This window comes from Streptomyces deccanensis (genome assembly GCF_022385335.1).
In the GTDB taxonomy this organism is placed as follows: domain Bacteria; phylum Actinomycetota; class Actinomycetes; order Streptomycetales; family Streptomycetaceae; genus Streptomyces; species Streptomyces deccanensis.
In genome coordinates this window covers 418,630-444,778 of the sequence record NZ_CP092431.1, presented here as the reverse complement: position 1 = coordinate 444,778, position 26,149 = coordinate 418,630, and the positions used below count along the sequence as shown (strand labels likewise).

Annotated in this window: 26 protein-coding genes and 1 pseudogene; 8 read left to right on the top strand and 19 right to left on the bottom strand. The window is 72.2% G+C overall.

What is annotated here, in order from left to right:
- Nucleotides 1–189 precede the first annotated feature (189 nt).
- Complete coding sequence (locus tag L3078_RS02070) at nucleotides 190–1,278, bottom strand: glutamate--cysteine ligase 2 (protein WP_239760174.1); 1,089 nt, start codon at nucleotides 1,276–1,278, stop codon at nucleotides 190–192.
- A gap of 185 nt (nucleotides 1,279–1,463) precedes the next feature.
- On the opposite strand from L3078_RS02070, the gene L3078_RS02065 reads away from it, so the two are divergent.
- The 3 genes from L3078_RS02065 to L3078_RS02055 all read left to right on the top strand — a co-directional run bounded on the left by L3078_RS02065 (nucleotide 1,464) and on the right by L3078_RS02055 (nucleotide 4,051).
- Nucleotides 1,464–1,697: a hypothetical protein gene (locus tag L3078_RS02065; RefSeq protein WP_086799978.1), complete on the top strand. Its 234-nt coding sequence runs from the start codon at nucleotides 1,464–1,466 to the stop codon at nucleotides 1,695–1,697.
- Nucleotides 1,698–1,970: 273 nt separating this feature from the next.
- A complete protein-coding gene (gene rox, locus L3078_RS02060; protein WP_239750234.1) occupies nucleotides 1,971–3,419 on the top strand; it encodes a rifampin monooxygenase in 1,449 nt (482 codons plus the stop codon).
- Nucleotides 3,416–4,051, top strand: coding sequence for a GNAT family N-acetyltransferase (locus L3078_RS02055; RefSeq protein WP_239750233.1), 636 nt, complete (start codon nucleotides 3,416–3,418; stop codon nucleotides 4,049–4,051). Before rox ends, L3078_RS02055 begins: the two co-directional genes overlap by 4 nt.
- Nucleotides 4,052–4,159: 108 nt before the next feature.
- Here L3078_RS02055 and L3078_RS02050 read toward each other — a convergent pair whose 3' ends face one another.
- Together L3078_RS02050 and L3078_RS02045 are read right to left on the bottom strand one after the other, a co-directional pair.
- A complete protein-coding gene (locus L3078_RS02050; protein ID WP_239750232.1) occupies nucleotides 4,160–5,197 on the bottom strand; it encodes a glycoside hydrolase family 5 protein in 1,038 nt (345 codons plus the stop codon).
- A 135-nt stretch (nucleotides 5,198–5,332) separates the two neighbouring features.
- Nucleotides 5,333–6,583, bottom strand: a complete 1,251-nt coding sequence (locus tag L3078_RS02045) for an LmeA family phospholipid-binding protein (RefSeq protein ID WP_239750231.1) — start codon at nucleotides 6,581–6,583, stop codon at nucleotides 5,333–5,335.
- A gap of 211 nt (nucleotides 6,584–6,794) precedes the next feature.
- Between L3078_RS02045 and L3078_RS02040 the strand changes: the two genes are divergently transcribed.
- Complete coding sequence (locus L3078_RS02040; protein WP_239750230.1) at nucleotides 6,795–8,129, top strand: cytochrome P450; 1,335 nt, start codon at nucleotides 6,795–6,797, stop codon at nucleotides 8,127–8,129.
- 22 nt (nucleotides 8,130–8,151) lie between these two features.
- On the opposite strand, the gene L3078_RS02035 is transcribed toward L3078_RS02040, so the two are convergent.
- Together L3078_RS02035 and L3078_RS02030 are read right to left on the bottom strand one after the other, a co-directional pair.
- Entirely contained in the window at nucleotides 8,152–8,283 is a 132-nt protein-coding gene (locus L3078_RS02035) for a M15 family metallopeptidase (RefSeq protein WP_239760173.1), read from the bottom strand.
- A 33-nt stretch (nucleotides 8,284–8,316) separates the two neighbouring features.
- Nucleotides 8,317–9,378: an AfsR/SARP family transcriptional regulator gene (locus L3078_RS02030; RefSeq protein WP_275593216.1), complete on the bottom strand. Its 1,062-nt coding sequence runs from the start codon at nucleotides 9,376–9,378 to the stop codon at nucleotides 8,317–8,319.
- A gap of 190 nt (nucleotides 9,379–9,568) precedes the next feature.
- On the opposite strand from L3078_RS02030, the gene L3078_RS02025 reads away from it, so the two are divergent.
- On the top strand, nucleotides 9,569–11,167 hold the full coding sequence (locus L3078_RS02025; RefSeq protein ID WP_239750228.1) for an AMP-binding protein: 1,599 nt from the start codon (nucleotides 9,569–9,571) through the stop codon (nucleotides 11,165–11,167).
- 12 nt (nucleotides 11,168–11,179) lie between these two features.
- Here the strand turns inward: L3078_RS02025 and L3078_RS44505 are convergent, their stop codons facing one another.
- The 5 genes and pseudogenes from L3078_RS44505 to L3078_RS02005 all read right to left on the bottom strand — a co-directional run.
- Nucleotides 11,180–11,314 (bottom strand): hypothetical protein, encoded by a 135-nt coding sequence (locus L3078_RS44505; RefSeq protein WP_275593114.1) that lies wholly within the window; start codon nucleotides 11,312–11,314, stop codon nucleotides 11,180–11,182.
- Nucleotides 11,315–11,504: 190 nt separating this feature from the next.
- Nucleotides 11,505–12,551: a glycoside hydrolase family 5 protein gene (locus L3078_RS02020; RefSeq protein WP_239750225.1), complete on the bottom strand. Its 1,047-nt coding sequence runs from the start codon at nucleotides 12,549–12,551 to the stop codon at nucleotides 11,505–11,507.
- A 167-nt stretch (nucleotides 12,552–12,718) separates the two neighbouring features.
- Complete coding sequence (locus tag L3078_RS02015) at nucleotides 12,719–12,889, bottom strand: hypothetical protein (RefSeq protein WP_239750224.1); 171 nt, start codon at nucleotides 12,887–12,889, stop codon at nucleotides 12,719–12,721.
- A 139-nt stretch (nucleotides 12,890–13,028) separates the two neighbouring features.
- Nucleotides 13,029–13,931: a UTP--glucose-1-phosphate uridylyltransferase gene (locus L3078_RS02010; RefSeq protein ID WP_239760171.1), complete on the bottom strand. Its 903-nt coding sequence runs from the start codon at nucleotides 13,929–13,931 to the stop codon at nucleotides 13,029–13,031.
- Between the two features lie 170 nt (nucleotides 13,932–14,101).
- Nucleotides 14,102–14,375, bottom strand: a pseudogene (locus L3078_RS02005) (NmrA family transcriptional regulator); the annotation flags it as partial.
- A 136-nt stretch (nucleotides 14,376–14,511) separates the two neighbouring features.
- Here L3078_RS02005 and L3078_RS02000 point away from each other — a divergent pair.
- Complete coding sequence (locus tag L3078_RS02000; protein ID WP_239750222.1) at nucleotides 14,512–15,102, top strand: GNAT family N-acetyltransferase; 591 nt, start codon at nucleotides 14,512–14,514, stop codon at nucleotides 15,100–15,102.
- Between the two features lie 7 nt (nucleotides 15,103–15,109).
- Here L3078_RS02000 and L3078_RS01995 read toward each other — a convergent pair whose 3' ends face one another.
- The 9 genes from L3078_RS01995 to L3078_RS01955 form a co-directional block, all read right to left on the bottom strand.
- The gene (locus L3078_RS01995) at nucleotides 15,110–15,601 is read right to left on the bottom strand and encodes a group III truncated hemoglobin (RefSeq protein ID WP_239750221.1); all 492 of its coding nucleotides are present in this window, start codon (nucleotides 15,599–15,601) and stop codon (nucleotides 15,110–15,112) included.
- Nucleotides 15,598–16,803 carry a globin domain-containing protein gene (locus L3078_RS01990; RefSeq protein ID WP_239750220.1) on the bottom strand — a complete coding sequence of 402 codons (1,206 nt, stop codon included), beginning with the start codon at nucleotides 16,801–16,803 and terminating at the stop codon, nucleotides 15,598–15,600. The genes L3078_RS01995 and L3078_RS01990 overlap by 4 nt, the downstream gene beginning before the upstream one ends.
- 167 nt (nucleotides 16,804–16,970) lie before the next feature.
- Nucleotides 16,971–17,411, bottom strand: coding sequence for an RrF2 family transcriptional regulator (locus tag L3078_RS01985; protein WP_239750219.1), 441 nt, complete (start codon nucleotides 17,409–17,411; stop codon nucleotides 16,971–16,973).
- 80 nt (nucleotides 17,412–17,491) lie between these two features.
- Nucleotides 17,492–18,484, bottom strand: coding sequence for a BtrH N-terminal domain-containing protein (locus L3078_RS01980; RefSeq protein ID WP_239750217.1), 993 nt, complete (start codon nucleotides 18,482–18,484; stop codon nucleotides 17,492–17,494).
- 21 nt (nucleotides 18,485–18,505) lie between these two features.
- Nucleotides 18,506–19,438 carry a hypothetical protein gene (locus tag L3078_RS01975; RefSeq protein WP_239750216.1) on the bottom strand — a complete coding sequence of 311 codons (933 nt, stop codon included), beginning with the start codon at nucleotides 19,436–19,438 and terminating at the stop codon, nucleotides 18,506–18,508.
- 71 nt (nucleotides 19,439–19,509) lie between these two features.
- The gene (locus L3078_RS01970; RefSeq protein WP_239750215.1) at nucleotides 19,510–20,181 is read right to left on the bottom strand and encodes a nucleoside deaminase; all 672 of its coding nucleotides are present in this window, start codon (nucleotides 20,179–20,181) and stop codon (nucleotides 19,510–19,512) included.
- Nucleotides 20,182–20,280: 99 nt separating this feature from the next.
- Nucleotides 20,281–21,159, bottom strand: coding sequence for an SDR family oxidoreductase (locus tag L3078_RS01965; RefSeq protein ID WP_239750214.1), 879 nt, complete (start codon nucleotides 21,157–21,159; stop codon nucleotides 20,281–20,283).
- A 141-nt stretch (nucleotides 21,160–21,300) separates the two neighbouring features.
- Nucleotides 21,301–22,932 (bottom strand): phytoene desaturase family protein, encoded by a 1,632-nt coding sequence (locus L3078_RS01960; RefSeq protein WP_239750213.1) that lies wholly within the window; start codon nucleotides 22,930–22,932, stop codon nucleotides 21,301–21,303.
- On the bottom strand, nucleotides 22,925–23,452 hold the full coding sequence (locus L3078_RS01955; protein WP_239750212.1) for an SRPBCC family protein: 528 nt from the start codon (nucleotides 23,450–23,452) through the stop codon (nucleotides 22,925–22,927). Before L3078_RS01955 ends, L3078_RS01960 begins: the two co-directional genes overlap by 8 nt.
- 256 nt (nucleotides 23,453–23,708) lie before the next feature.
- Between L3078_RS01955 and L3078_RS01950 the strand changes: the two genes are divergently transcribed.
- On the top strand, nucleotides 23,709–25,154 hold the full coding sequence (locus L3078_RS01950) for an eCIS core domain-containing protein (protein ID WP_239750211.1): 1,446 nt from the start codon (nucleotides 23,709–23,711) through the stop codon (nucleotides 25,152–25,154).
- 78 nt (nucleotides 25,155–25,232) lie between these two features.
- Nucleotides 25,233–26,135, top strand: a complete 903-nt coding sequence (locus L3078_RS01945; protein WP_239750210.1) for an amidohydrolase family protein — start codon at nucleotides 25,233–25,235, stop codon at nucleotides 26,133–26,135.
- The last annotated feature ends 14 nt before the right edge of the window (nucleotides 26,136–26,149 follow it).

Below are 26,149 nucleotides of genomic sequence, written 5' to 3'. Positions count from 1 at the left end.
GGACCGTCGTAGACGTGGGCGGACGGTTCCGCCGTATGTGTTGCACGCATTACCCCGTCCCCGACGACCTACGCGCACGAGGTCCCGGACCGCAGGTGGGAGCGGCTGCCGGGCCCTCGGGCGCCGTCCCGCGCGGTGCACGGACGGCGATCCGCCGGACACGGTACGCGCACCGCGCCCAGGCAGGGGTCAGGCCTGGGTGTGCCGTACGCAGGCCGCGACGACCTCCCGCAGGCTTCCCGTCCGGGCCATCACCTCGCGCTGCACCCGGGCTCCGTTGCCGCGCCCCGTCAGCTCGGCGACGGCGTCGCGGGCCAGGTCGGCGTCCCCGTGGTCGGCGAGGGCCTCCTCGACGTGGTGGAGCAGTGAGCGGACGACGTCCAGGGCAGGCTTGGGCCGCATCGTGACGGGGTCCAGGAGGTTCTCCGACAGCCCGGAGCGGGCGGCCCGCCAGGTGGCCAGCCGCAGCAGCCCGGCACTGTGGCCGAGCGGCTCCACACCGGCCCGCCACTCCCGGGCCGCGGTCTCCACGAGCCCCCGGGCGAGGGCCGCGATGAGGACGGCGGTGTCGGGGTGCAGACAGACGTCCGCGACGCGGATCTCGACGGTCGGATACCGCTGGGAGAGCCGCGCGTCGAAGTAGATCATGCCCTCGTCGCGTACGACCCCCGTGGCGATCAGGTCCGTGACGCACTGGTGGTACCGCTCCGCCGAGCCGAACACGTCCGTCGGCCCGGCCATCGGCCACATGTCCCACACCTGGCTGCGATAGCTGGCGTACCGACTGTCGTGACCCTGCCAAAAGGGGGAGTTCGCGCTCAGCGCCGTCAGCACGGAGAGCCACGGCCGCATCCGGTCCAGGACGGCCACGCCCTCGTCGTCGGACTCGACGGACACATGAACATGGCAGCCGCAGACCAGCTGCACCTGCGTGTGCAGGCCGAACTCCCGCGCCATCCACCGGTACCGGCTGTTCATGGTGATCGTCGGACTCACCGGCAGCGGCGACGTCGCCAGCGCCGCGACCGCGCTGCCGATCCCCTCGGCATGGCGGGCCGCGTCCTTGCGGCAGCGGACGATCTCCGCTCCCAGATCGGTCATCGAGGACTGCGGGTGCGTGGCGAACTCCACCTGCTCGTCGTGCAGCTCCTTCTCGAACACGTCCTGGTCCGTGCCCTCCAACGCGACCCGCGCGAGCACCGCCGCGGCCCTCGCCTGGGGCTCGCCGGTCTCAGGGTCGACCAGGAGAAGTTCCTCTTCCACTCCGACGGTACGCAACGTCATCCGGCCCTTCTGCGCTAGGTGGTGAGAGCCGTGTGCCCTCGGACGACGCCGGGACACCTCACCGGACGGCGTGCGGGCCGTGGCCGTGTACGCGGCGACGGCCCGGGTACCCGTGCCGCGCTTCGGGAGCCGCGCCCGCCGGGCGCGGAACCCCAGTCCGCGACACGGAGGAGGAGAACGTGACCAGCACCACCGAGACGGGCCGCGTCACCGGTACCGCCGACAAGGACTACAACCTGATCTGGTACGTCGAGGCCTGCCTGAACAACGCGCTGCGCCTCGAGTCGTACATCGAGGACGCGGAGCGGGAGAAGGACACCGAGGTCGTCGAGCTGTTCCGCAAGGCGCAGGCCGACAGCCGCAAGGGCGCCGACCTCGGCAAGGAACTCCTGCGCCGGCGTCTGAGCGACTGACGGCGCTCCCGGGCCGCGCGCGGTCCGGGAGAACATCGCACGCTCCGTCCCCGGCACAGCGCCATTGTGGGCACGGCCCGGTCCGTCACGCGAACGGAGGACGGGCCGTCACGCGAACCGGGGGACGAGAACGACAAAGGCAAGGAGGTCCAGTCCTCCTTGCCTGTCTCAACTTATAGCGCACCGGGGGGCTTGCGGCAAGACCCTCCCCGTGCCGCAGAATCGCCGACCGAAGCGAGAAGCAGCGGCGAATCGGCGCACATGGGGGTTGAGATGATCGACGTGATCGTCGTCGGGGGCGGACCGACGGGGCTGATGCTGGCGAGCGAGTTGCGGCTGGCCGGCGTGGGCACGGTCGTGCTGGAGAGGCTGACCGAGCCGACCGGGGAGTCCCGGGGACAGGGCCTGCACGCGCGCAGCGTCGAGGTGATGGACCAGCGAGGACTGCTGGAGCGGTTCCTCGAGGTCAGCGAGAAGTTCCGGGTCGGCGGCCTCTTCGGCGGCATCATGAAGCCCTGGCCGGACAGCCTGGACACGGCACACGCGTACGGGGTCGCCACCCCGCAGCCGGTCACCGAGCGCATCCTCCAGGAGCGCGCCCTGGAACTCGGCACCGACATCCGGCGCGGCAGCGAACTGGTGGGCCTCGACCAGGACGCGGACGGTGTGACCGCCGAACTGGCGGACGGCACACGGTTGCGCGCCCGCTATCTCGTCGGCTGCGACGGGGGCCGCAGCGTGGTGCGCAAGCTCCTCGGCGTCGGCTTCCCCGGCGAGCCCGCCACCGTCGAGACCCTGCTCGGCGAGATGGGGGCGACCGAGGACCCGGCGACGATCGCCACGGTCGTCGAGGAGGTCCGCAGAACCCAACTGCGGTTCGGCCTCGCCCCGCTCGGGGACGGGCACTACCGTGTGCTCGTACCCGCCGAGGGGGTGGCCGAGGACCGTACGACCCCACCGACCCTGGACGAGTTCAAGCAGCGGCTCCGCGCCTTCGCGGGCACCGACTTCGGTGTCCACTCCCCGCGCTGGCTCTCCCGGTTCGGCGACGCCACCCGGCAGGCCGAGCAGTACCGGGTCGGCCGGGTGCTGCTGGCCGGCGACGCCGCGCACATCCATCCGCCGACCGGCGGCCAGGGGCTCAACCTCGGTGTGCAGGACGCCTTCAACCTGGGCTGGAAGCTGGCCGCCGAGGTCAACGGCTGGGCGCCGGAAGGGCTGTTGGACACCTACCACGCCGAACGGCACCCGGTCGCGGCCCGCGTGCTGGTCAACACCCGCGCGCAGATCACCCTGCTGGGGTCCGAGCCGGGTCCGACCGCGCTGCGCGAACTGCTCTCGAGGCTGATGGACTTCGAGGAGGTGAACCGGTACGTGACCGGGATGATCACCGGGGTCGACGTCCGCTACGACCTCGGCGACGGCCACGAGCTGCTCGGCCGGCGGATGCGGGACCTGCCCCTGAAGCGGGGGCGCCTGTACGAGCTGATGCACGACGGCCGCGGCCTGCTGCTCGACCGGAGCGGCACGCTCTCGGTGGAGGGCTGGGCGGACCGGGTCGACCACGTGGTCGACGCCGCCGAGGGCCTGGACGCGCCCGCGGTCCTCCTGCGGCCCGACGGCCATGTGGCGTGGGCCGGCGAGGACCAGCGGGAACTGCTCGACGCGCTCGCCCGGTGGTTCGGGGCCGGGCAGCCGGCGGCGCGCGGGACGCGGCGATGACCCCGGCCCCCGAAGTCCGTCCCTACCTGCCCGAGGATCTCGACGCCCTCCACGACATCTGCGTCCGCACCGCCCACAACGGCGGCGACAGCCGTCCCCACTACGCGGACCCCGACGTCTTCCCGGCGACCTTCGCCACCCCCTACGCCCGGCTGGAACCGGAGCTGACCTTCGTCCTGGACGACGGCCACGGCCGAGCGGTCGGCTACATCCTCGGCACCGCGGACACCCCCGCCTTCGTCGAGGCCTTCCGCGGGCAGTGGCTGCCGCTGGTGAGCGAGCGCTTCCCGCCGCCGGTCGGCCCGACGACCACGCCCGACGCGGAGATCGTCCGGCTGCTGCACCACCCCGAACGCATGGTCCTCCCCGAACTCCTCCCGTATCCCGCCCACTTGCACATCGACCTCCTCCCCGCCTGGCAGGGCAGGGGCCACGGCCGCGCCCTCATGCGCACCTTCCTGCACGCCCTGCGCACCCGGGGCATCCCGGCAGTCCACCTCTCCATGGTCACCAGCAACACACCGGCCCGCGCCTTCTACGACCGCCTGGGCTTCCACGAGATCAAGGTCCCGGACCCCGGCCCGGTGACCTACCTCGGCCGCACGACAGGGGATCGACCCGCGGGTCGGTGAACCGGGCGGTCGGTGGGCCGACGATCCGGTGTGCAGCCCGAAGAAGACAAAGGGGGAGCCGCCCCGACCTCGGTCGTGGCGGCTCCCCGGTCTCTCGGAGGGAGGGTGTTACTTCTGCTTCCACGCCCAGTGCAGCCGGTCCAGGCCGCTCTGGTTGTTGACCTTCAGGCTGAGGCGGGTGCCGGTGCCCTGGAGGGTGGTGAGGGAGTACGTGTCACCGTTGCGCAGACCCGGCCAGTAGACCGAGCCGAGGCGCAGCTCCCGGATGATGTCGGTCGCGGCCTGGATGTAGGCGACCTCGTTGGAGCCGTTGACCGGGCCGTTGTAGTCCAGACCGGTCGTCATGGAGGCGCCGAACTCGTCCAGGATCGTGCGCGAGGCACAGGTGCCGATGCGCTCCTTGAAGTCCGCCTTCCACTGGTCGACGCTGGTCCAGTCGGTGTGCCAGAAGCCGTAGTTGTGCAGGGCGATCCGGGTGCCGTCCAGCCGGCTGTCGGCGCAGATCGGCTTGACGTCCTCGCTGTACTTGTAACCGCCGATGAGGACCCGGTCGCGGGGGATCGAGCGGTGGGTGGCCAGCCAACGGGCGGCCACGTCGCGCCACTCCTCGGAGGTGTAGCCGAACGGCTCGTTCATCGGCTCGAAGTACACCTTGCCGTCGCGACCGTACGCGGAGGTGATCCGTGCCCACATACGGTCCCAGGAGGCCTGGTCGTCGATCTTGCCGTCCTTGGCGTTGTCGGCCTCCCAGTAGCCCAGGATGACCTTGAAGCCCTTGTCGGTGGCGGCGTCGATCGCGGCCCGGTACGACTTCCAGAACGGGCCGTTCACCGAGGTCGGGTTCACCGGCAGCCGGACCGTGTTCGCGCCCAGCTTGGCGAACCCGCCGACGATCGCCCGGGACTTGGCGTACGTCGTGGCGTAGGTGTCGGCCGTGGACAGGCCCGAGGGCACGACCGCGTCGTCGGCGTAGTTGTCGCGCGGGTCGGCCCAGTTGACGCCGCGGAAGTCGCTGACCGGCGGCGGTGAGGCGTGGCGGGCGGCGGGAGCGGCGGACGCGGGGGAGGCGAGGACTCCGCCGAAGGCCGTGACACCGGCCAGCGCTGCCGCGAGGCAGGCTGTCCCGCGATGGTTCTTTCGTGGCACCAGATCCCTTTCTGCGCAGTTGCGTCCGCGAAACCCGGCTGCTCAGGTCGGCGGCTCTGTAGCTTCCGCAACGTAGAAGAGATCTCGAACAGAGGTCAACACATCTGCACACCAAATTTCATCAAGAACACAGAATCACTGGCTGCCGAAGGCCAGTTGGGAGCCCGTGAGCCGGACCCGGATGCCGTCCTCCTCCACGCGTACGTCACGCAGTCGCACGTTCCCGCGCTCCGGTTCCGGCAGTTCGAAGGAGAGGGCCAACCGGTCGGCGAGCGCGGGCCGGGTGAGCCGGGACAGGGCGTCGAGGAGGTCGGGATCGAGGCCCAGACTCCGCAGGACGGCGGGGTTGTCCAGGGCCAGATCGACGAGGTTGAGGCTCTGGGCCTGGCGGGCGAAGCGCGGCGATCCCGTCAGTTCGGTGAGTGCGCCCTCGTCGGAGAGTGCCTCGCGGGCGGTGGCGTCCGACATCCCCAGCCGCCGTACGATCGCCGGCACCGACAACAGGGCCTTCGCCCTGCGCGTCTCCCGGGCGAGGTCGGCGGCGGCCTTCGGAGTCAGATGCAGACCGTCCGAGGCGCGCGTGCCGGGGCGGTACGTGGCCAGGTCCCCGATGTCCAGGCGCATGCCGCCGATCTCCGTGGCGATGCCCCGCTCGCCCTGCCGCTGGATCGTGGCCTCGGCGCGCAGCCGCAGATCACGCCCGGCGACCGGCAGCGTGCCACGCGCCCGGACCCGGTCACGGCCCTCGCCGGTGAACGTCACCTGGGACGCGCCGAGTTCGCGGTTGAGATCGGCGAAGGACAGCAACACGTCGCCGTCGAGCCGCGGGATGCGGGCGCCCCGCACGGAGGTGAGGCCCTCGGCGTCCAGCCGCACGTCATGGGCCGTCGCCGACACCTTCGCCAGCGACACCCGGTCGGCCGCGACGTCCGGCACGGTCAGCCGCACCGAGTCCAGCCGCTTGTCGGCGAGTTGGGTGAGGAAGGGGAAGCCGCCGATCTCCACCTCGGGCGCCGCCGCCAGGTCCAGCCGGTCCTCCAGGGCGTCCGCCGCCCGGTGCTCCGCGTACAGCACCGCCCACCGGTCCGCGAGACCGGCGAACGCGGCGAGGACCACCAGCCCCACGACCGCCTTCACCGCGAGCGGCAGCCCCGCGAACCGCCCCCGGCGCCGCCGTCCGCCCCGCCGGTGCACGGGCGGAGACCACTCCGGCTCCCGCTCCTCCTCGTCACCGCCTCCGACGGTGTCCTCGTCGAAGAACTCCTCCAGGGAGGTCACTTCCAGAGGGCCGTCGTCGAGGGCGCCGAGCTCCTCGTACGGGTTGCGCGGCGCCTCGGAGCGATCGTCGGAGAACTGGTGCGGATCTGTGCGGTGGGGGGAGCGCATCGCCTCATCCGAACATGTCCACCACCCCCGCCCGCAACCTGAACCCCGGGTATGCGATGTAGTTCACGATCGCGACGCCGACCGACGCGGGCCGTCGCGGGCCGTCGCGGAAGGCACGCGAATGAGCGGGCGCGACCGCTGACCGACTGTCACCGATGGTGCCCGCTCCCGTACAGTCCGTGCTGTGAGCCGTCGATCAGGGGGAGGACACATGGACACCGAGGCCGGCCCCGGCACTCATCCGCACGCTCCCGGGACGGAACGGCCCGTCCCCGAGGCCGAACCGGAGCTGGTGGCGCGGTGGCGGTCGGACGGCGGCGAGCTGCTCGATCTGCTGACGCTGGTGCGCGAACGGCTCGGCGGGGTCGCGGCGTTCCGCCTCGGCCCGAGGCCCACCGTCCTCGTGACCGACCCGCAGGCCGTCCGACACGTCCTCGTCACGCGGCCGGAGCGCTACGTCAAACGCTCGCACCGCGCCCGTGTGCTGATCGGCGACGGCCTCCTCGCCGCCGACGGTACGGCGTGGAAGCGGCAACGCCGTCTGCTGCAGTCCCAGTTCACCGGCACGGGGATGCGCCGCTACGAGGAGCGGATCACCGCCGCAGCCCGCACCACCGCGCGACGCTGGGACGCCTACGCCCGCACCGGGCAGACCTTCGACCTCGGCCAGGAGATGCGCCGCTTCGCCCTGGACACCATCTGGCGCTCCCTCACCGGCCACCCCCTCGACGACGAGACCCAGCGCGAACTGGCGGCCGTGGAAGCCGTGGGGGCCGCCCTGCCGGCCCTGCCCGCCGACGCGGACGCGGCCCGGGACGCCGTCGCCGCCGACCTCGCACGGATCGACGCGATCGCCCGGCACGCCATCGACGCCGCCCGCGGCGGTGCGGCGGGCCCTCATGGTCCGGGACTGCTGCACGTGCTGACGGACGCCTCCGCCGAACACCCCGAGTACACCGACCGGTTGATCCGCGACGAGTTCGTCACCCTGCTGGCGGCCGGACACGAGACCACCGCCACCACCCTCACCTGGCTCCACCTGCTCCTCGACCGGCACCCGGAAGCCCGCGCACAGGCCCTGTCCGCCGGTGACGAGGGCTCAGCGGAGCGCCGACAGGCCGTCCAGGCGCTGATTCACGAGACGCTCCGCTTCTACCCGTCCGCCTGGATCCTGGCGCGCCACGCCGCCGAGGACGACGTCCTCGCCGGTCACACCGTCGAGGCGGGCTCCGACCTCCTGGTCTGCCCGTACCTCACCCATCGCGATCCCGCCCTGTGGCCGGACCCCGAGCGCTTCGACCCTCGGCGCTTCACCTCCCCGGGCGGCCGCCCCGCCCAGCCGGGCGCGTACTACCCCTTCGGCATCGGGCCCCGCGCGTGCCTCGGCCTCCAGTTCGCCCTGCGCGAGTCGACCGTCCTCCTCGAACACCTGCTGCCCGTCCACACGCCGGTCTTCCACTCCGCCGCGCCGAAGGCCGTCCACGGCATCACGGTCCGCCCCGACGGCCCCACGCCCGTGAGCCTGAAACCGCCACGGGACCACTGAGGAAGGCGCCCCTCGGCCGGGCTCAGGCGTCGGCCGGGCCGTAGAGGGCCGCCGCCGCGCCGGTGCGCAGGGCCCAGTACCGGTCACCGTAGGACCAGTGCCACCACTCCGGCGGGTAGTTGGTGAGACCGGCCGTGGTGAGCGCGGCGGACAGGGTACGGCGGTTGCGGCGGGCTGCGGCGGTGAGTCAGATCGACGGCGGCGCCCGCGACGTGCGGGCCGGGCTCCGGCGGCGACGGCTGGTGCGGGACGAAGGGGCGGTAGCCCTCCGTGACCAGCAGGCACAGTCCCTCGGGCAGCAGCCGGGCGGCACGGGCCAGCCGCCATACGACCCCTCGCGCAGCAGGGCGTAGGCCCACACGTCGAGCTCGGTGCGGGCCGCGCCGTCGAGGCCCGCCAGCCGGGCCCGGGAGGTGATCAGCACGCCGCAGCGCGCTGCCGGGCAGCAGCGGCCGCACCTGCGCCTCGCAGCCCGCGTCGTCGAGGACCAGCAGCACCCGGCGGCGGGCGAGCAGACCGCGGAACAGGTCGCAGCGTTCGGCGGGATCCTCGGGCGGCTCGGTGCCGAGCGCGCGCAGCAGCCGTGCCAGCACCTCGACGGGCGGCACCGGATCACTGAAGCCGTGCAGTTCGGCGTAGAGCTGGCCGTCGGGATAGTCGGCGGCGACCCGGTGCGCGACCTGCACGGCGAACGGGGACTTCCCGACGCTGCCGGGAACGGGTCGATGCCCAGCGCGTCGGCGAGTACGGCGCGCCCCTCCGCGTAGCCGCGAGCGCGTCGGCCTTTCGGCCCAACCTGCCGCGCCTCCTCCAGCCGTTCGGCCTCGACCCGCAACGCTCGCCCCACCCCACCGAGAGCCGATCCACGCCACAACTCCAGTGCCTGCCCCAGAAGTTCGGAGGCGCCTCGATGATCAGCGGTGGCCGCCCGGTCACGCCCCGCAGCCGTGAGCCGCTCGAAGTCCCGCAGGTCGAGCCGGTCGCGGTCGCCGTCCACCCGCAGCAGATAGCCGGGCGGGCGTGTCTCGATGCCCTCGGCTCCGGCCGGCAGCACGCGCCGCAGTTCGGAGACGTACGTCTGCACGAGCGCGCGTGCGGAGTCCGGCGGCTCGTCGCCCCACACCGTGTCGATCAGCGTCCCGGCGGAGACCACCCGGCCCGGCCGCAGCAGCAACGCGGCCGGCAGCGCGCGGGGCTTGGGTCCGCCGAGCGGAAGTCGGCGGCCGCCGGACCAGACCTCGACCGATATGGGGGGTCACCGACGACATGCGAGTCTCTTCCAGACCTGTTGCCATTCCATCGCATCCCGCGGACCCCTCCCGTGACCTCGGCAAGGGCCCTGATGCGCGAATTCGGCACGGACTCGCCTGCGGCCTCGGCGCGTGGCCCGCGTCGACGGCGTAGCCTGCGGCGGGCCGACGCCTGACGAGGAGCCGCTCGTGACCACCCCTGAAGCGACGACACCCCACCCGCGCAACTCGGGCCTGCGGGTCGATCTCAACCCGGCCGCCGCCGTCGCACGCAACGCCCGCTACCAGGGCGCCTCCGTCGTCGTCCGCTACCCGGGCGGTGACCTCACCTACGCCGAACTCGACGACCGGGCCGCCCGCCTGGCCACCGTGCTGGCGCAGGGCGGCGTCGGCGACGGGGACCGGGTCGCCCACCTCGGACTGAACAGCAGTTCCTTCCTCGTCACCCTGCTGGCCGCCCACCGGCTGGGGGCCGTCTTCGTCCCGGTCAACTTCCGTCTGGCGGCAGCCGAGTTGGAGGCCGTCCTCGTCCGCAGCGGCTCCACCGCGCTCGTCTGCGAGGAGGGGCACCGGGCGAGCGTCGACGGGATCCGCGACCGGACCGCCCTCACCCGGTTCCTCCTGGTGGACGACGACCCCGAGGTGCCGACCGAGGGCGCGCCCGGCTGGGAACCCTGGGCGTCCCTCCTCGCCGACGCCCCGCCCACGACCTCCGTGGCCGTCAAGACCGCCGACGACCCGGCGATCCTGATGTTCACCTCCGGCACCACCGGCACGCCCAAGGGTGTCCTCCTCACCCACGGGAACGTCTGGTGGAACGGGGTGAACGTCGACCTCCAGCTCGACACCCGCCGCGGCGACGTCACCTGTGCCGTCGCCCCGCTGTTCCACATCGGCACCCTGAACAGCTTCGTGATCCGGACCCTGGTGCGCGGCGGCACGGTGGTCGTCAGCCGGGGGTTCGACCCGGGGCGGTGCCTCGACGACCTGGTCACCCACGGGGTCAACTCCATGTTCGGGGTCCCCCACATGTTCGCCGCCATGGCGAGACAACCCGGTGTGTTCGACCGGGACCTGAGCCGTCTGCGGTCGATCGTGGTCGCGGGTGCGCCGGTACCGCCCTCGCTCATCGAGCTCTACGCCCGGCACGGCATCCTGCTCCAGCAGGCGTGGGGCCTGACCGAGACCGCGCCGTTCGCCACGCATCTGCCGGTGGAGCGCACCCTGGAGAAGATCGGCTCCGCGGGCCTCCCCATGCCGTTCACCGAGGTCCGGGTCGTCGACGTGGTCACCCACGCCCCCCTGGGACCGGGAGAACCGGGGGAGATCGTCGTACGCGGCCCCAATGTCACCGCCGGCTACTGGAACGATCCCGGGGCCACCCGCGCCGCCTTCGACGAGGAGGGCTGGTTCCACTCGGGAGACGTCGGCCACCTGGACGAGGACGGCTGCCTGTACATCGTCGACCGGCTCAAGGACATGATCATCAGCGGCGGTGAGAACGTCTATCCCGCCGAGGTCGAGCGGGTCCTCGCCGCGATGCCGGGAGTCGTGGACGTCGCCGTCGTGGGCGTCCCCGACGAACGGTGGGGCGAGACGGTGCAGGCCGTCATGAGCGTGGACGGCACGTCGGAGATCACCCTGGAGGCCGTCCACGCCCACGCGGCGAACCGGTTGGCCCGGTACAAGCTGCCCAGCCGCCTGACCATCGTGCCGGCCGTCCCGAGGAACGCCTCGGGAAAGCTGGACAAGGCCGGCGTCCGCCGCCTGGTCGAAGAGGCGGGCTGAGAACGCGCCTGGTCAGAGCATGCGGCCCAACAGGTGGTCGCGGTCGACCAGTTGGTGCTTGAGCACCAGACCGACGTGCGCCGCGAACGCCGCGTGGAGAACGACCTGCGCCGCGATGTGGAGGAGGAGCACCGTGGCGCCGAGCACGACGTGCACGGTGACCAGCGCGTCGTCGCCGAAGGGCTCGTAGCCGTCCTCCCCGCCCCGGCCGCGCCCGCGTCCCCGGCCCGGGCCCTCACCGCGCCCGCCCCCGCCGACACGACGGGAGCCGGGGCCGGTCGGCGGCTCCCGTCGTGTCGTTGGCCACCGGTTCGGAAGTCGTCCGGCTGATCACCGGTCAGAAGTCGTCCGGTGTCCTGACGCGGTCGCGGATCCAGACGCCCGCCGGCTTGAGGGAGGACGTGCCGGCCCATGGGCCGTTGCCGGCGCAGGTGCCCTGCTTGAAGACGGCGCCACTGCGGTGGTCGTCGGAGAAGTTCCAGTTGACCCAACTGATCTTCTTGGCCGCCAGGAGATCGAGATAGCGCTGCGCCATGGCGAAGTCGTTCGCGCCCTCACCCGCGTAGTTCTGGGTGCCGAACTCGGTGACGAAGACGGGTATCCGGTCCGCCGCGCGAGAAAGGGTCTGGAGGTACTCGTCCCGGTGCGAGTACGCGTAGAAGTGGAAGGTGTACATGATGTTGGCCGCGTTCACCGGGTTGGCGACCACCTCGGACTCGTTCGCGCCCTCCGACACACCGAGCGAGGACCAGGCGCGGGTGCCGACCAGGATCGGCGTGTCCGCGTCCTTGGCCCTGATGACGGGGATGAGCTGCTCGGCGTAGCTCTTGATGCGGGACCAGCTCACGCCGCTGGGTTCGTTCGCGATCTCGTACAGCAGGTTGTTCTTGTCGCGGTGGCGCTGGGCGATCTCGGAGAAGAAGGTCTTGGCGCGGGCGAGGTTGTGGTGCGGGTCGCCCGGGTCGAGCATGTGCCAGTCGACGATGACGTACATGCCGCGGGCGGTGGCCTGCTCGATGGCCGAGTGGACCAGGTCGGTGAAGCGGCGCGGATCGGTCTCGTAGCCGTCCTCCTGGATGTACATGGAGACGCGCAGGACGTCCGCCCTCCAGTCGGAGGCGAGGGCGTTGAGCGAGCCGCTGGTGACGCACTGGCTGTACCACTGCAGACCGTGCGTGCTCATCCCTCGGAGCTGGATCGTTTTTCCTTGCTGGTTGCAGAGCTTGGTGCCGCAGACCTTGAGCTGTCCGTTGGCGGCGACAGGGCTCGCCGCCGCCTTCTGGGTCGTCGGGACGGTGGGGGCGGACTGCGCGGTCGCGGGGGTGAGGACGAGGCCGAGGAGCAGCAGCGCGGCGACGAGCAGAACGGATCGTGCCGGTCTCATGGGGGACTCCTGCCAACTGGTAGGAAACTTTCCTAACAGAAAGGGAATTAGCAGTTGGTCCGGACCTTTGCAAGGGTCACGGCAGCCCACATGTCACATCCGCACCGCGCGCGGTCTCCAGAGGGAAGCGCGGGAGGTCTACCCGAAGCCGGCGAGCTTGCTCGGGTTCAACACCGTGCCAGTACGCCCGCACACCCGTTGGCTTCGACGAACCGCAGTTCGGTGTCCCCCCGCAGCCCGTTGCCGTCGGACAGGCTGACGGCGTCGGGCGCGAGCAGGGCCTCCAGGGCGGCCACGGCCCCGATCCGTCGTCGGTCTGCGGTCTCAGCGAAAGTCACGGTTGCTCCAATCGCGTCTGCCCCCACAAGACCGATCGGCGAGCACTTTTGTGACAGCGCGGACGCGGACACGGTCCAGGGACCACCAGACTGGCGGCAGGAGCGACGGGCGGCCCCGGCTCGGCGGCGCCTGGCCCCGTCAGTTTCCGGGGGAGTCCAGGCCGTTCACCAGGCCGCGCAGGACGGGGCCGTACTCCGGGTGGGCCAGCGCGGAGGCCATCTGGGCGACCAGGTAGTCGGCCGGGTTGCCCGTGTCGTACCAGCGGCCCTTGATGACCTGCCCGTACACCGCACGCGTCGCGGCGTACGCGTTGATCGCGTCGGTCAGGTAGACCTCGCCCGTCCGGTGCTCGTACCAGCGGCGGGTCTGCTCGCGCAGTTCGTCGATGATGCCGGGGGTGACGACATAGCCGCCGATGGCCGCGTACGCCGAGGGCGCGGCGGCGGGCTCGGGCTTCTCCACCAGGCCGGTGATGCGCAGCTGGCCGTCGCCGAGGTCCTCCTTGACTATGGGCACGCCGTAGCGCTGGGACTCGGTCGGGTCCATCGGCAGGAGCGCCAGCACCGGGCAGCCGGTCTGCTCGTAGGCGCGGATCAGCTGCTGGGCGCGGGGGACCTCGGCCACGAAGACGTCGTCGGGCCAGAGCACCAGCACCGGCTCGTCACCGAAGGAGCGGGCGGCGTTCAGCACCGGGGTGCCGTTGCCGTACGGCCCGTACTGGTCGAGATAGGTGATGTGCCCCCGGCGGGCCAGCTCCGCGACCTCCTCGACCGCGTCCGCGTAGGCCGTCTTGCCGTCCTCGCGGAGCTGCTCGACGAGGGCGGGGTTGGGCCGGAAGTGGTCCTGGATGAGGCTCTTCCCGCCGGAGACCACGATGGTGATGTCGGTGATGCCGGAGTCCACCAGCTCGCGCACGGTGTGCTCGACGACCGGCTTGTCGCCGACCGGCAGCATCTCCTTCGGAATCGCCTTGGTGAGGGGCAGCAGTCGGGAACCGAGGCCGGCGGCGGGGATCACGGCCCTGCGAATCGTCGGGGACATCATGTCTCTCTTGGTCGAGCGGCACACCGGACCGGTGGGTACGGCGACCTGGTACACACGGTCGCGCGGCCCCGCCGGAAAGCCTACCCAGGAGGGTGCCCACCCGTCCGCCGGGTCGGCGCGGCCCTCACCCCTGCCGCGCGAGCCAGCACCCGAGTACAGGGCGTCGGGTCGGTGACGACCGTGCGGGGGTCGTTCGTGGCGGCGAGCGCCTCGCGGACGAGTGCGTCGAACTGGATCCCGACCGGGGCCAGCCGTACGGCGTCGCCCTCGGCCGACATGTCGGCTCCCCTGCACGAACTCGAAGAACTGCGTGGCACGCACGATCGACCAGGGGATCCCCGACGCCTCGATCAGCTCCTCCTGGACCTGCTTGGCGCGGAACTAGCCGCTCTCCTGGAGGCGGCCCGTGCCGACCACGGAGAGCGCGACGTGGTGTGTCACGCCGGCCTCGTGGCCCGTCGGCGGCGAGCCTGCACACCGGTTTCGAGCCGACGAGCCCGGCCCGGCGGGGCAGCGGGTGAACCGGCGTGGGCTTATTCGATTGCCGACGGCTCGTTCGGCCCGGTAGGAAGCTCGCATGCTGAGAGGTGCCAAGGTCGGGCTGAGGGCTCGGCACGAGGAAGACGTTCCGATTCTGGTGGCCGAGCTCTACAACGACGTGGTCAACGCCGCGCGGTCCGAGGGCAGGCCGTGGCGTCCGCTCGCCCCCGACGCGAAGGACGCGCGGCCCGTGGATGACGGCACGGCGCAGGACCGCGTCCCGTTCTCCGTCGTGGAGTCGGAGGGCGGGACGCTGATCGGCACCGCGGCGCTCTGGGGCATCGACACCCACAACCGGACCGCGCACATCGGGCTGGGGCTGCTGCCGGCCGCCCGGGGCAAGGGCTACGGCGCGGACGTGGTCGCGGTGCTGTGCCACTACGGTTTCCTCGTGCGCGGCCTGAACCGGCTGCAGATCGAGACGCTGTCGGACAACGCCGCGATGCTGGGCGCCGCCGAGCGCAACGGCTTCGTCCGCGAAGGCGTGCTGCGTTCCTCGGCCTGGGTGATGGGCGAGTTCCTGGACGAGGTGGTGCTCGGGCTCCTCGCCCAGGACTGGAAGCCGGACGCCACGGGCCGGGAGTCGCCCGGGCACGGGGCCGGAGGTGGCGAGCCCGCGCGGAGGTGACCCGGTCTCACCCCTCGCTTTCCGGCCGGTGTCCCGCCGGGTCCGTCCGTCCGTGGTCGGCCGACGGCTCGATGGTGACGAGGACGGGGCCGGGCTCCCGGCGGGGCCGTCCGTCGCCCGCGGTGTTGTGCAGCAGGGCGCGGGCCACGGCGTGCGCCTTGACGATCGCCCGCTCGGACACCGGTCCCGCGTGCCGTCGACGTACCACCGCCGACCACAGCTCCAGCCAGCGGTCGAAGTGCTCGGCGCGCAACGGGCTCTCGGCATGCAGGTCGCGGTGCGCGCGCAGGGCGTTGCGGCGGTAGACCCCCGGGGAGAGCAGGGCGCTCTCCCAGAAGTCGGCCATCACGGGCAGGTGGACGGCCAGGTCGACACGGGCCACCTCCGTGAAGAGCCGGCCGATGAGGGGATCGCCGAGGACCTCGTCGTAGAACGCGCCGACCAGCCGCTCCACGTCCTGGCGGTCGCGGATGTCGGGAAGGCGTCGCGTCCCGCTCACTTGCCGAGCCAGAGGTCGGGGCCGAACACCTCGTAGTGGAGCGCGGCGGGCCGCAGGCCCTTGGCCAGCAGCTCGCCCCGCACCGCCCGCATGAAGGGCAGCGGCCCGCAGAGGTAGGCGGTGGTGTCGGGGTCCGGGGTGAGGTGGTCGAGCGTGGCGCGACCGGTGAGGACATGGGTGCCGGGGGAGCGGTGGGCGTCGCGCTCGTACCACAGGTGGAGGTCGGCACGGGGGAGACGGCTGACGAGGTCCGCCTGCTCGTCGCGGTGCGCATGGTCGAGCGGGGAGCGGTCGGCGTGCACGACGGTGACGGGGCGGGACGAGGAGGTGAGGGCGAGGTGGTCGAGCATCGACAGCATCGGGGTGATGCCGATGCCGGCGGAGGCGAGCAGGAGCGGGGTGTCGCCCTCCGGCAGGACCAGATCACCGGCGGGCACCGAGACGTCCAGCACGCAGCCCACCTCGGCGTGGGTGTGCAGCCAGGACGAGACCTCGCCGTCGGGCACGGTGCCGTCGGCGGCCCTCTCGCGCTTGACCGTGATGCGCCAGGTCTTGTGGTCGGGGGCCGTGGACAGGCTGTACTGGCGGATCTGGTGGGCGCCGTCGGGCAGCTCCACGCGGACACTGACGTACTGACCGGGGCGGAACGCGGGCGTCGGACGTCCGTCGGGCCGGCGCAGGACCAGGGACACGGCGTCGGCGGACTCCTGACGGCGCTCGGCCACCTCCATGGGCCGCCACACCTCCCCGTCCGGCACACCGGCCTCGGTGTAGAGGCGGGCCTCGATCGCGATGAGGGCGTTGGCCATCAGCCAGTAGACCTCGTCCCAGGCGGCACCGACCTCGGGGGTGACGGCGTCACCGAGGACTTCGACGACCGCCGCGAGCAGGTGGCGCCCCACCAAGGGGTACTGGTCCGCGGTGACACCGAGGGAGACGTGCTTGTGGGCGATGCGCGCGAGGACGGCGTCCGGGCGTTCGTCGGGCCGCTCGACCAGGAGGGTGGCGAAGGCCGCCACGGCACCGGCCAGGGCCTCGCGCTGGGCGCCGGATGCCTGGTTGGCGCGGTTGAACAGGTGCCTCAGCAGCTCCGGACGCTCCTCGAACAGCCGCCGGTAGAACACTTCCGTGATCGTGGTCAGCGAGGCTCCCACCACGGGAAGCGTCGCGCGTACGACGGGGGCCGACTGCGCGGAAAGCATCGAAGACACTCCTGTTGCCGAAGATCGATTCGTTAATTGGTGCGTGAGACTCGTATTTTTGGCCGTGGTGGCCGTGGTGGCCGTGGTGGCCGTGGTGGCCGTGGTGGCCGTGGTGGCCGTGGTGCGTGGTGGCCGTTCGACGGTCGCGATCCGGTGCCGCGTGGCGGTCAGCCCGGGGGAGCGCCGAGTGCCAGCAGCACCGGTCCCGTCGGTGACGTCACCAGATCGGCCACGGTCACGCCGTTCAGCGAGGAGTAGAAGGCGGCCTGCGCCTGCCGCAGGGCCCGCCGCAGCCGGCAGGCACCCGAGAGGGGGCACGGGGCGTCGCCCTCGCACACCACGGCTTCCCGGTCGCCCTCCAACGTCCGGACCAGATCGCCCACTTGAGTGCTCCGCCCCGCGGCGGTGAGCGTCAGCCCGCCGTTGCGGCCGCGCCGCGCCTCGATCACGCCCAGGTGCTGCAACTGGGCGATGGCCTTCGCCATGTGCGTGTAGGGGACGTTCATGGAGTCGGCGATCTGGCGTGTGGTCAGCAACTCCTCGCCGTCCACGACGGCCAGGCGCATCACTGCCCGTAGTGCGAGATCCGTGTATCTGGTCAGCCTCACGGCGGCAGCCTAGCAATGTTGCATCGGAGATGCGTATTTAGGGGGCGTGCGGGAGGAGTGGCGTACGTCTCCTCGGTCGACTACGGCTCCAGGCGGCTCAGTTCCCGCATGGCCTCGCGCTCGATGCGTGCGAGATCGCCGAGCACCGTGCCCGCCTGCCGCAGGCACTCCTCCTCGCCCGACGTACCCGCCTTCCCGATCAGCGCTGCCACCTCCGTCCAGAGGCCGGCCGCCTCGGCGTACAGCGTGTGGCCCGCGCGGACCCGGTCGCTGTCGAGCAGTTCGGCGCACTCGGCGAGGAAGTCACGGTAGAGATTGCGGAACAGGGCGCCGCCGGTGCCGGCCTTCTCCATCAGGAGGGCGGCCTGCGGCAGATCCCGTCCTGGATCGTCGGTGCGCCGCGACCATGTCGGTACGAGCTTTCCGGCCTTCTCGATGCCCCGGTGCCCCAGGTTGGCGATGGGCGGGTGGAGGAAGGCGTCGGCGCAGGCGGTGATGGCCGGAACGATCCGGTCCGCCACGGCGGGCGGGCCTCCTGTCGGCACGGTCAGGGTGAACGAGCGGTGCCTGGCACTCATCGGCCCCCGCGCGGCCCGGGCCTCGGCCAGGCTCGCCAGGCTGGTGGACACCGCTCCGCCCTGCTGGTCGGTGTCCACCAGGTGGGCATCACGGTCGTCGTAGCCGTACAGGGCGACCACATGGCCGCCGAAGTGCACCTTCGAGGAGAAGTACTCCAAGTGGTAGCTGTCGAGCTGGAGTCCGACCGGTCGGCCCGCGTCGAGGGGAGCCTTCACGTTCTCCCACGCCCTGCGGGGTGAGCCGGTCTCCTTGACCACCAGGTCCAGGCCGAGGGCGGCGGCCAGGTTCCTGGTGAGCTCGAACGGCTTGACCCGCCCGCCGAGGAACGGGAAGTCCATGTTCTTGCTGTCCCAGTAGATGAAGGACAGGCCGGAGCCGAGGCCGAAGAGCATGGGCTCGGACAGGTCGAGCCCTTGGTGCCGCAGCAGCACCCCCAGGGCCGTCGTCTCGCAGTGGTGCGTACCGCGAGCGTCAATGCCTTCCACTGTCGTCATGCGGGCCATCCAACCCGTTCGCTACGTGCCGCGTCCCGACAGTCGCTTCACTTCGGACGCGGCGTCCCGGGCTTCCCGTTCGGCCCGGGAGACGGCGCCGGCGGCCTCCTCACGCTGTTTCTCCGCCGCACGCTGCTGCCGCTCCGCCCGCCGGAGGTCGTCACGCGCCTGCCGCAGGCGCTGATCGGCGGCCCGGGCCTCCTCCCGCGCCCGGCCGAGGCGTTCGCGCTTCTCCTGAGCCAGCTTCTCCCGCTGTCGCCTAGCAAGCTTCTCTTGCTCCTGCCGAGCCAGCTTCTCCTGTTTCTGCCGAGCGAGCTTTTCTTGTTTCTGCTGAGCGAGTCGCTCCTGCCTCTGACGGCGCCGTTCGGCGACCTCGTCCTGCGTGCTCGTGCTCGTGCGCGTGGGTGCGGTCGGCCTCCGGGGGCGATCGGTCCTCACGGCCGTGGTGCCGGGAAAGTCCGACGGCGGGGTGAGGGCGCTCTCCAGTCGGCCGGTCGCCCACCGGCCGGCCGCGTCCTCGTCGGCGAGCACGGCCCGCAGGGTGGCCTCGACCTCGCGCAGTACCGGGTCCGAGAGCCGGTGCCCGGCCTCGGCGGCGAGCTCGGCGGCCTGCCGGGACAGCGCGGCGACGACGCCCCGGCGCTGCTCGGACAGTTCCTTGACCCCGTCGGCGTCCAGGCTCCGATAGGCGTCGCGCAGCGCCTGCCCGAGGTCCAGGAAGGCCCGGCTCTCCTCCGGCCGGGAGCGCAGCAGCAGGTTCGCCGCCCACGCCGCCAGCGACGGGCGGCGGGCGGCGCGGATCCGACGAGCGTCCGCCACGCGTCCGGCCGCCTTGGCCTCGGTCGCCAGGCTCTCGCGGCGCGAGACGAACGCGGGCGGCGGCGTGACGTAGAGCTCGTCGAGCGCCGAGTCCACGGCACCGCCGTCACCGTCTGGTTCACCGTCGCGCCGCATGATCATCAGGTTCGCCCGGGCCGGGCCGCGCCGCACCTCGGGGCTGTGCCCGAAGCCTCGGGCGGACCGGCTCAGACCGGTCGGTGGCTCCCCGCCCCTTGCCGGGACGTCTCGTCGTGGGCGGCGCCCTGGCCCTGGCGCAGCCGTTGCGCCTCCCGGAAGAGCTGGTTGGTCCGGTCGGACAGGATGCCGCCGAGGAGCAGTTCGGGGGTGTAGAAGGACTGCGCGGCGGCGGCCACCTGCCGTGCGGTCAGGGCGATCTGGATGATGTCGGTGCGACGGATCTCGTCGATCGAGCTCGCCCAGACGACGCGCCGCACATCCGCCCACGCCAGCGCGCTCATGCACATCGAACAGGGCTCACCCGTCGTGTACAGGGTGGTCCCGGCCCAACCCTGGTTGCCCTGCCGCCGTACGTAGTCGTTCATGGCGACCACCTCGCCGTGCAGCAGTGGGCTGTCCGCCCCCTCATTGACCCCGCTCCCCAGCACTTCGCTGGTGCGGCTGTCGACGATCACCGCGCCGAACGGCCACTCGGGGTTGCGCCGAGCCTGCTCGATGGCCAGCCCCATGAACCGCTCGTGCTCGGTACGGCTTCGGGTGCGGCTGCCGCTGCGGATGTGCGGGTCGAACGGTCGGGCGTGGCTCTCCTGGAGCGCGGGCCGGGGGAGGGTGAGCGGTGCCGCGGCTCCCGCCACCACGACTCCGCACCTGCCGAGAAACTGCCGCCTGCCCGCATCCATATATCTCTCCTCACGCCATGTCGACGATTCCGGAGAGTATCGGTTCGAGTTCGCTTAGTAGTGGAGTCGGCGTGCGACGCAACGAACCGCGCAGGGTCCTCAGTGCGTACCGTCCCGAGGTTCCGGCGGTATGGCGCCGGGGCCGAGGAGGCCCGTGGGGTGCAGAGGGCGCTCGGATTCGAGGCGCGGGAGGGTGCGGCGCGTCGCGCGGAGCACGAGGGGCGGGATCGCGGCGCGGGTCAGCTGGGTCAGGCGGAGCCAGCGGGGGATGTAGACGACGGTCCGGCGCTGCTCGACGGTGTGTGCCAGGCGGACGGCGACGGGCTCGACGGGCTGGACGTGTCCGGCGGGAGGTGGCATGTGGGCGCGGAGTTCCCGCATGGTTCTGTGCCGGTTGGCGTCGCGGATCAGTTGGGTGTCGGTCCAGCCCAGATAGGCGATGCCGACGGCCACGCCGTGGTGTGCCGTCTCGGCGCGCAGCGCGTGGGTGAACGCCTCGACGCCGGACTTGGAGGCGCAGTACGCGCTCATCAGGGGCGCGGCGCCGATGGAGGCCAGGGAGGCGATCTGCAGGTGGTAGCCGGCCGTCCTGATCAGGTCCGGCAGGAACGCCCGGGCCGTCTGGGCGCTGCCGATCAGGTTGACGTCGATCACCCGGCGCCAGGTGGCGGGGTCCGACCGGGCGAAGGGGCCGCTCTCGGCGATCCCCGCGTTGGCCACGACGACCGAGGGCGGGCCGAGGCGACCGCGGACGGTCGCGGCGGCGTCGTCGAGCGCCGCGCCGTCGGTGACGTCGACCCGGAGGGCCAGCGTGGTGGCGGGGAGCGCGGCGGCGGTCGCCCGCAGCGCCGGTTCGTCGTGGTCGAGCAGAGCCAGGTGTGCCCCCCGCCGGGCGAGCTGGTGGGCGAGCGCCGCCCCGACGCCGCGGGCCGCCCCGGTCACCACGACGACGCGGTCCTCGAGTGGGCTGTCGTCCACGGCGGGCCCTCCTTCTCCCCGCCTTGCGGGGGTCCGTTCCTCGTGCGGGTCCGGTCCGTTCCTCGTGCGGGTCCTTTTCTCGTGCGGGGCGTCGGGCCCCGCGCCATCCGGCTGCCGTACGGCCACGGGGGGCGTGCGGCGTCAGCGGCGGGGGCCGGGTTTTCGGCCGGTGCGGTCCCGGTGGGCGAGGACACGTTGGGCGCGGGTCAGGCCCGGCAGCCGGTGCCGGCGCAGTGCGGCGCGGGCGGCGTTGGCGCCGGGGGCGCCGTGGACCCCGCCGCCCGGGTGGGCGGAGGCGGAGGCGAGGTAGAGGCCGTCCACGGGGGTCTCGGGGCGGCCGGTGCCGGGGGAGGGGCGGAACACGAGCTGCTGGTGCAGGGCCGCGGTGCCGCCGTTGAGGGCGCCGCCGTACAGGTTGCGGTCGAGGGACTGCAGGGTGGGCGGGGCCAGCACGCGCCGGGCGCGGACACGGGAGCGGAAACCGGGGGCGAACCGCTCGACCTGCCGTTCGATGCGATCGGCCATCAGCTCCTGCTCGGTACGGTTCCATTTGCCGGTCAGCCCCTCGTCGCCCGCGTCGGACTTGATGACCTGTGGCACGTGCGTGTAGGCCCAGGCGGCTTCGGTGCCCCGGGCCGAGCGGGAGGGGTCCGCCGTCGTCATCTGCCCGAAGAGGGCGAAGGGGCGGTCGGGTACCTGGCCCATGGCGATCTGGGCGGCACAGCGGGTGAGTTCGTCGACCCCGTCGGCCAGGTGGACGGTGCCGGCGCCCGCCGCCGCCTCGGCCCGCCAGGGCACGGGTCCGTCACAGGCCCAGTCGACCTTGAACGTGGCGAAGTCCCACTGGAAGCGCCTGAGGTCGGCCAGCACCTGGGAGGGAAGGTGCTCCGGGCTGACGAGGTCGCCGTAGAGGGCCGGTGCGGACACGTCCGCGAGGACGGCGTTGCGGGCGGTCACCGTCTCGCCCTCGGCGGTCAGCACCCCGGCGGCCCGTCCGTCGCGTACCAGGACCCGGCTCACGCGCTGCCCGCAGCGGATGCTGCCGCCGAGCGCCCGCAGCCTGCTGACGAGTGCCGCCGTCAGGGCTCCGGCGCCGCCGGCCGGCACGGGGAAACCGTACGTCTGTCCGAGCATGCACAGCAGCCAGCCGTAGCCGCCGCTGCCCGCGGCCTCCGGCGCGAGGTCGGCGTGCTGGGCGTTCCCGGCCAGCAGGAGTTTGCCGCCCTCCCCCCGGAACTCCTCGTCGCCCATCCGGCGCACCGGTGTCGCCAGGGTGCGGGCCATCCGCAGGCCCCCGGCAGCCCTCAGCCGGACGGCGAGGCGGGCCGTGGCGCGCAGCGGCGGGAAAGGGGTGAACAGCGCGTCGACGATGTCGGGGCCGAGGCGCTCCCAGGTCGCGTGCAGGCGCCTCCAGGCGTCCCCGTCGCCCGGGTGGAAGGCGTCGAGGGACGCGGCGGTGACGTCGATGTCGCGGGAGAGCACCGCGCACCTGTCGTCGCCGAGGGGGTGGGCGAGGACGTGCGGGGCGTGGCTCCAGCGCAGGCCGTGCTCGTGCAGACGCAGCCCTGCGAGGACCGGTGACGCGGCGGCGAGGGGATAGAAGGAGCTGAAGAGGTCGTTGACGAAGTCGGGGTCGACCTCCCGGTCGTGGCGCACCGCGCCGCCGGGCTCGGGCTGTTCCTCCAGGATCTCGACGCTCCATCCGGCGTCGGCCAGCAGATTGGCGGCCACCAGCCCGTTGGGACCGGCCCCGATGACGACGGCGTCAGCCATGGCCGCCGGCGGTGCGGTGCGCCGCCATCCCGCGCGGCTTCCTCGGTCGCTCCGTCCCCGCCTCCTCGGTGCTCTCCCGCTGGGGCGAGCCCTCGGCCTCGCACAGCCGGGCGAGCCGGGCGAGCATCGTGCGGTGCCGCACTTGGATCAGCGCCTCCACACCCACGTTGTGCAGCTTTCCGCCCACGCCCTGCAAGGGGTGCTCGTCCGCGATCACCAGGCAGTACGGCCCCCAGGGGCGCAGCTCGACGGAGATCCGTGCCGTCCCCAGCACCCCTGCCCGGGCCTCGAGGCCCAGCTCGGAGCCCTCGTCGCAGTACCGGACGACCGTCTCGTTGCTCAGCCGCCAGGGGCCCACCCGGATCTCGTAGGCGATGGCCGAGCCGACCTGCGGCCACTGTCCCCGCACCGGTTCGGAGGCCGAGGTCCCCACCACCCACTCCGCGTACCGGGTGCCGTCCGCGAGGACGTCCCACACGGTCTGCGGGCTCACCTTGATCAGACGATGCCGTACCGCCATCCCACACCTCCAGGCCGTCCCGCCTCGGTCGACGCCCGAGTGCCCGGCCCGGGCCGAACCACACCAGGCACGCGCATCGCACGGACGCGCCGGACCTACGACCGCCGTCTCCCGCCTCGTCTCTCGCGTCGTCCCCCGCGTCGCCCCACGGTGTTGCCCGATCGGATGCCGAGGTCTGCCCCTGAGGACCTCGTCGAACGGGGCGATGCCGGTGTAGCAAGGAATTCCACGCGTCGATCATGGGAGAGGGCTGTCAGTGCGGACACGCAGGAGCGACAAGGCAGGCGACGAGCGGAAGGAGAACCGGGGCTCGGCCGTCACACCGGCGGCGTCACCCGCACGGCGGCAGCCGGATCTGTCGTCGCCCCAGGGACTGCTCGCCCTGCAGAACGCCACGGGCAACGCGGCGGTCGTCCAGTTGCTCCGCGGGGCGGGACACTCCTGGGCCCAGGAGGAGCACCGGCACGGTGCCGGCTGCGGGCACGGGAGTGCCGTCGAGCCCACGGTGCAGCGCTCGGCCGTCCATGACGTCCTGCGCGCGCCCGGCCAACCCCTCGACGAGGCCACCCGCACGGACATGGAGGCGCGGCTCGGCGCCGACTTCTCGGACGTCCGCATCCACGACGACAGCGCGGCGAGGGCGTCCGCCGCCGAGGTCGGCGCCCGCGCCTACACCTCCGGCAGCCATGTGGTCATCGGTGACGGCGGAGCCGACAAGCACACGCTGGCCCATGAACTCACCCATGTCATCCAGCAGCGCCAGGGGCCGGTCGCCGGCACGGACAACGGCGGCGGGCTGAAGGTCTCCGACCCGTCCGACCGGTTCGAGCAGGCCGCCGAGGCCAACGCGCGCCGGGTGATGTCCGGCCCCGCCCGGCCCGAGGTGCAGCGGGCGGCCGACCCCGGGCGGGGCGCGGTGGACTCCGTGCGTGACCCGCGTCCGGCGCAGGCGGTCCAGCGGACCCTCGGCGATCCGCAGGAAATGCTCCAGGAGAAATACTGGAAGGACAAGATGACGGCTGCGGGTCATTCCCTCCTTCCGCCCAAGACGAAGAAGAAGAAAGCAGGGCCGGCACCGAAGCGGAAACTGGAGGACATTCTCCACACCGTCGGACCCCAGCTGCTGGAGGAACTGGCCGCCCTGGGCGACAAGGGCAAGGGCCGGCTGAAGCTCTACCGGACCATGTTCGCGAGCGAGGCCGTCGCGATCATGGATTGGAAGGGAAAGGCAGCGGCCACGGAGCAGTGGCTGATGACCGAGAGCAAGGACGGCAACGGGATCGCGAAGCGTTTCCGCGAAGCGGTCGCGGACGGCAGCGGCGACGTCGGAGTCATGCCCGTCAGCAACCACCTGGGTGACGCCGGTCAGGCCGCCGAGTACTTCCATGACGAGGACAAGCAGGTCATGGTCGAATTCACGCTCAAAGAGGGCGCGCACGAACGACTCTTCGATCCGCAATACATGGCGATATCCGGAGAGAAGGGAACTCCCTATCACATCAGGAAGACCCGCGAGGAGGAGACGGGAAGCACCTTCCCGACCGCCGCGGGCGGAGAGGGAAAGCTCCCCGGATTCATCGGCCTCAAGCCCGAGGCCAAGGAGCCGTTCAGCCTCTCCCTCGGGGACAGTGACATCACCCGCCTGCTCTTCCAGATGTTCGTGGAGGACGTCAGGGCGGTGAAGGGCGAGAAGAACGTGTAGTCCGGCACGGGTTGGTGAGAGATCCCTCATCGATCTCCCGGGCGCGGGGGTGGACCCGCCGGCTCGCCGGAGCCGATCATGGACGCCATGAGTGACATGTCCGTGGGGGAGGAAGCCGCCGAGGTCCGCCGTTTCTGGGCGGCGCTCGCCCTGCCCGGCCTCGTCGACGTCCACACGCACTTCATGCCCGAGCGTGTCCTGCGCAAGGTGTGGGAGTACTTCGACGGGCTCGGACCGCTGACCGGTGGCATGGAGTGGCCGATCACCTACCGTCACGAGGAGGCCGAACGGGCCGCCCTGCTGCGGGAGTTCGGTGTGCGGGCCTTCACCGCGATGCTGTACCCGCACAAGCCGGGCATGGCCCGGTGGCTGAACGGCTGGGCGGCCGACTTCGCCGGCCGCACCCCCGACTGTCTGCACACGGCGACCCTCTATCCGGAGCCGGGCGTCGAGGCGTACGTCCGGGAGGCCGTGGAGGCGGGAGCGCGCGTGTTCAAGGCGCATGTGCAGGTGGGGGCGTACGACCCCGCCGACGAACTCCTCGATCCGGCCTGGGGGCTGCTGGCCGAGGCCGGGGTTCCCGTGGTGATCCACTGCGGTTCCGGGCCCGCCCCGGGCAAACACACCGGCCCCGAGCCGATCGCCCGGGTGCTGGCGCGGCACCCTCGGCTGCGGCTGGTCGTCGCCCATATGGGGATGCCCGAGTACGAGGAGTTCTTCGGTCTCGCCGAGCGGTACGGGGAGGTGCGGCTGGACACCACGATGGCGTTCACCGACTTCAGCGAGGGGTTCATGCCGTTCCCCCGCAGGGCCCTGCCCCGACTGGCGGCCCTCGGGGACCGTGTCCTCCTCGGCTCCGACTTCCCCAACCTGCCCTATCCGTACGTGCACCAGCTCCACGCCCTGGAACGGCTGGGCCTCGGCGAGGAGTGGCTGCGGGCGGTGTGCCACGACAACGCGGCGGAGCTGTTCGCACTGTAGGAGCGCCGGGCGGC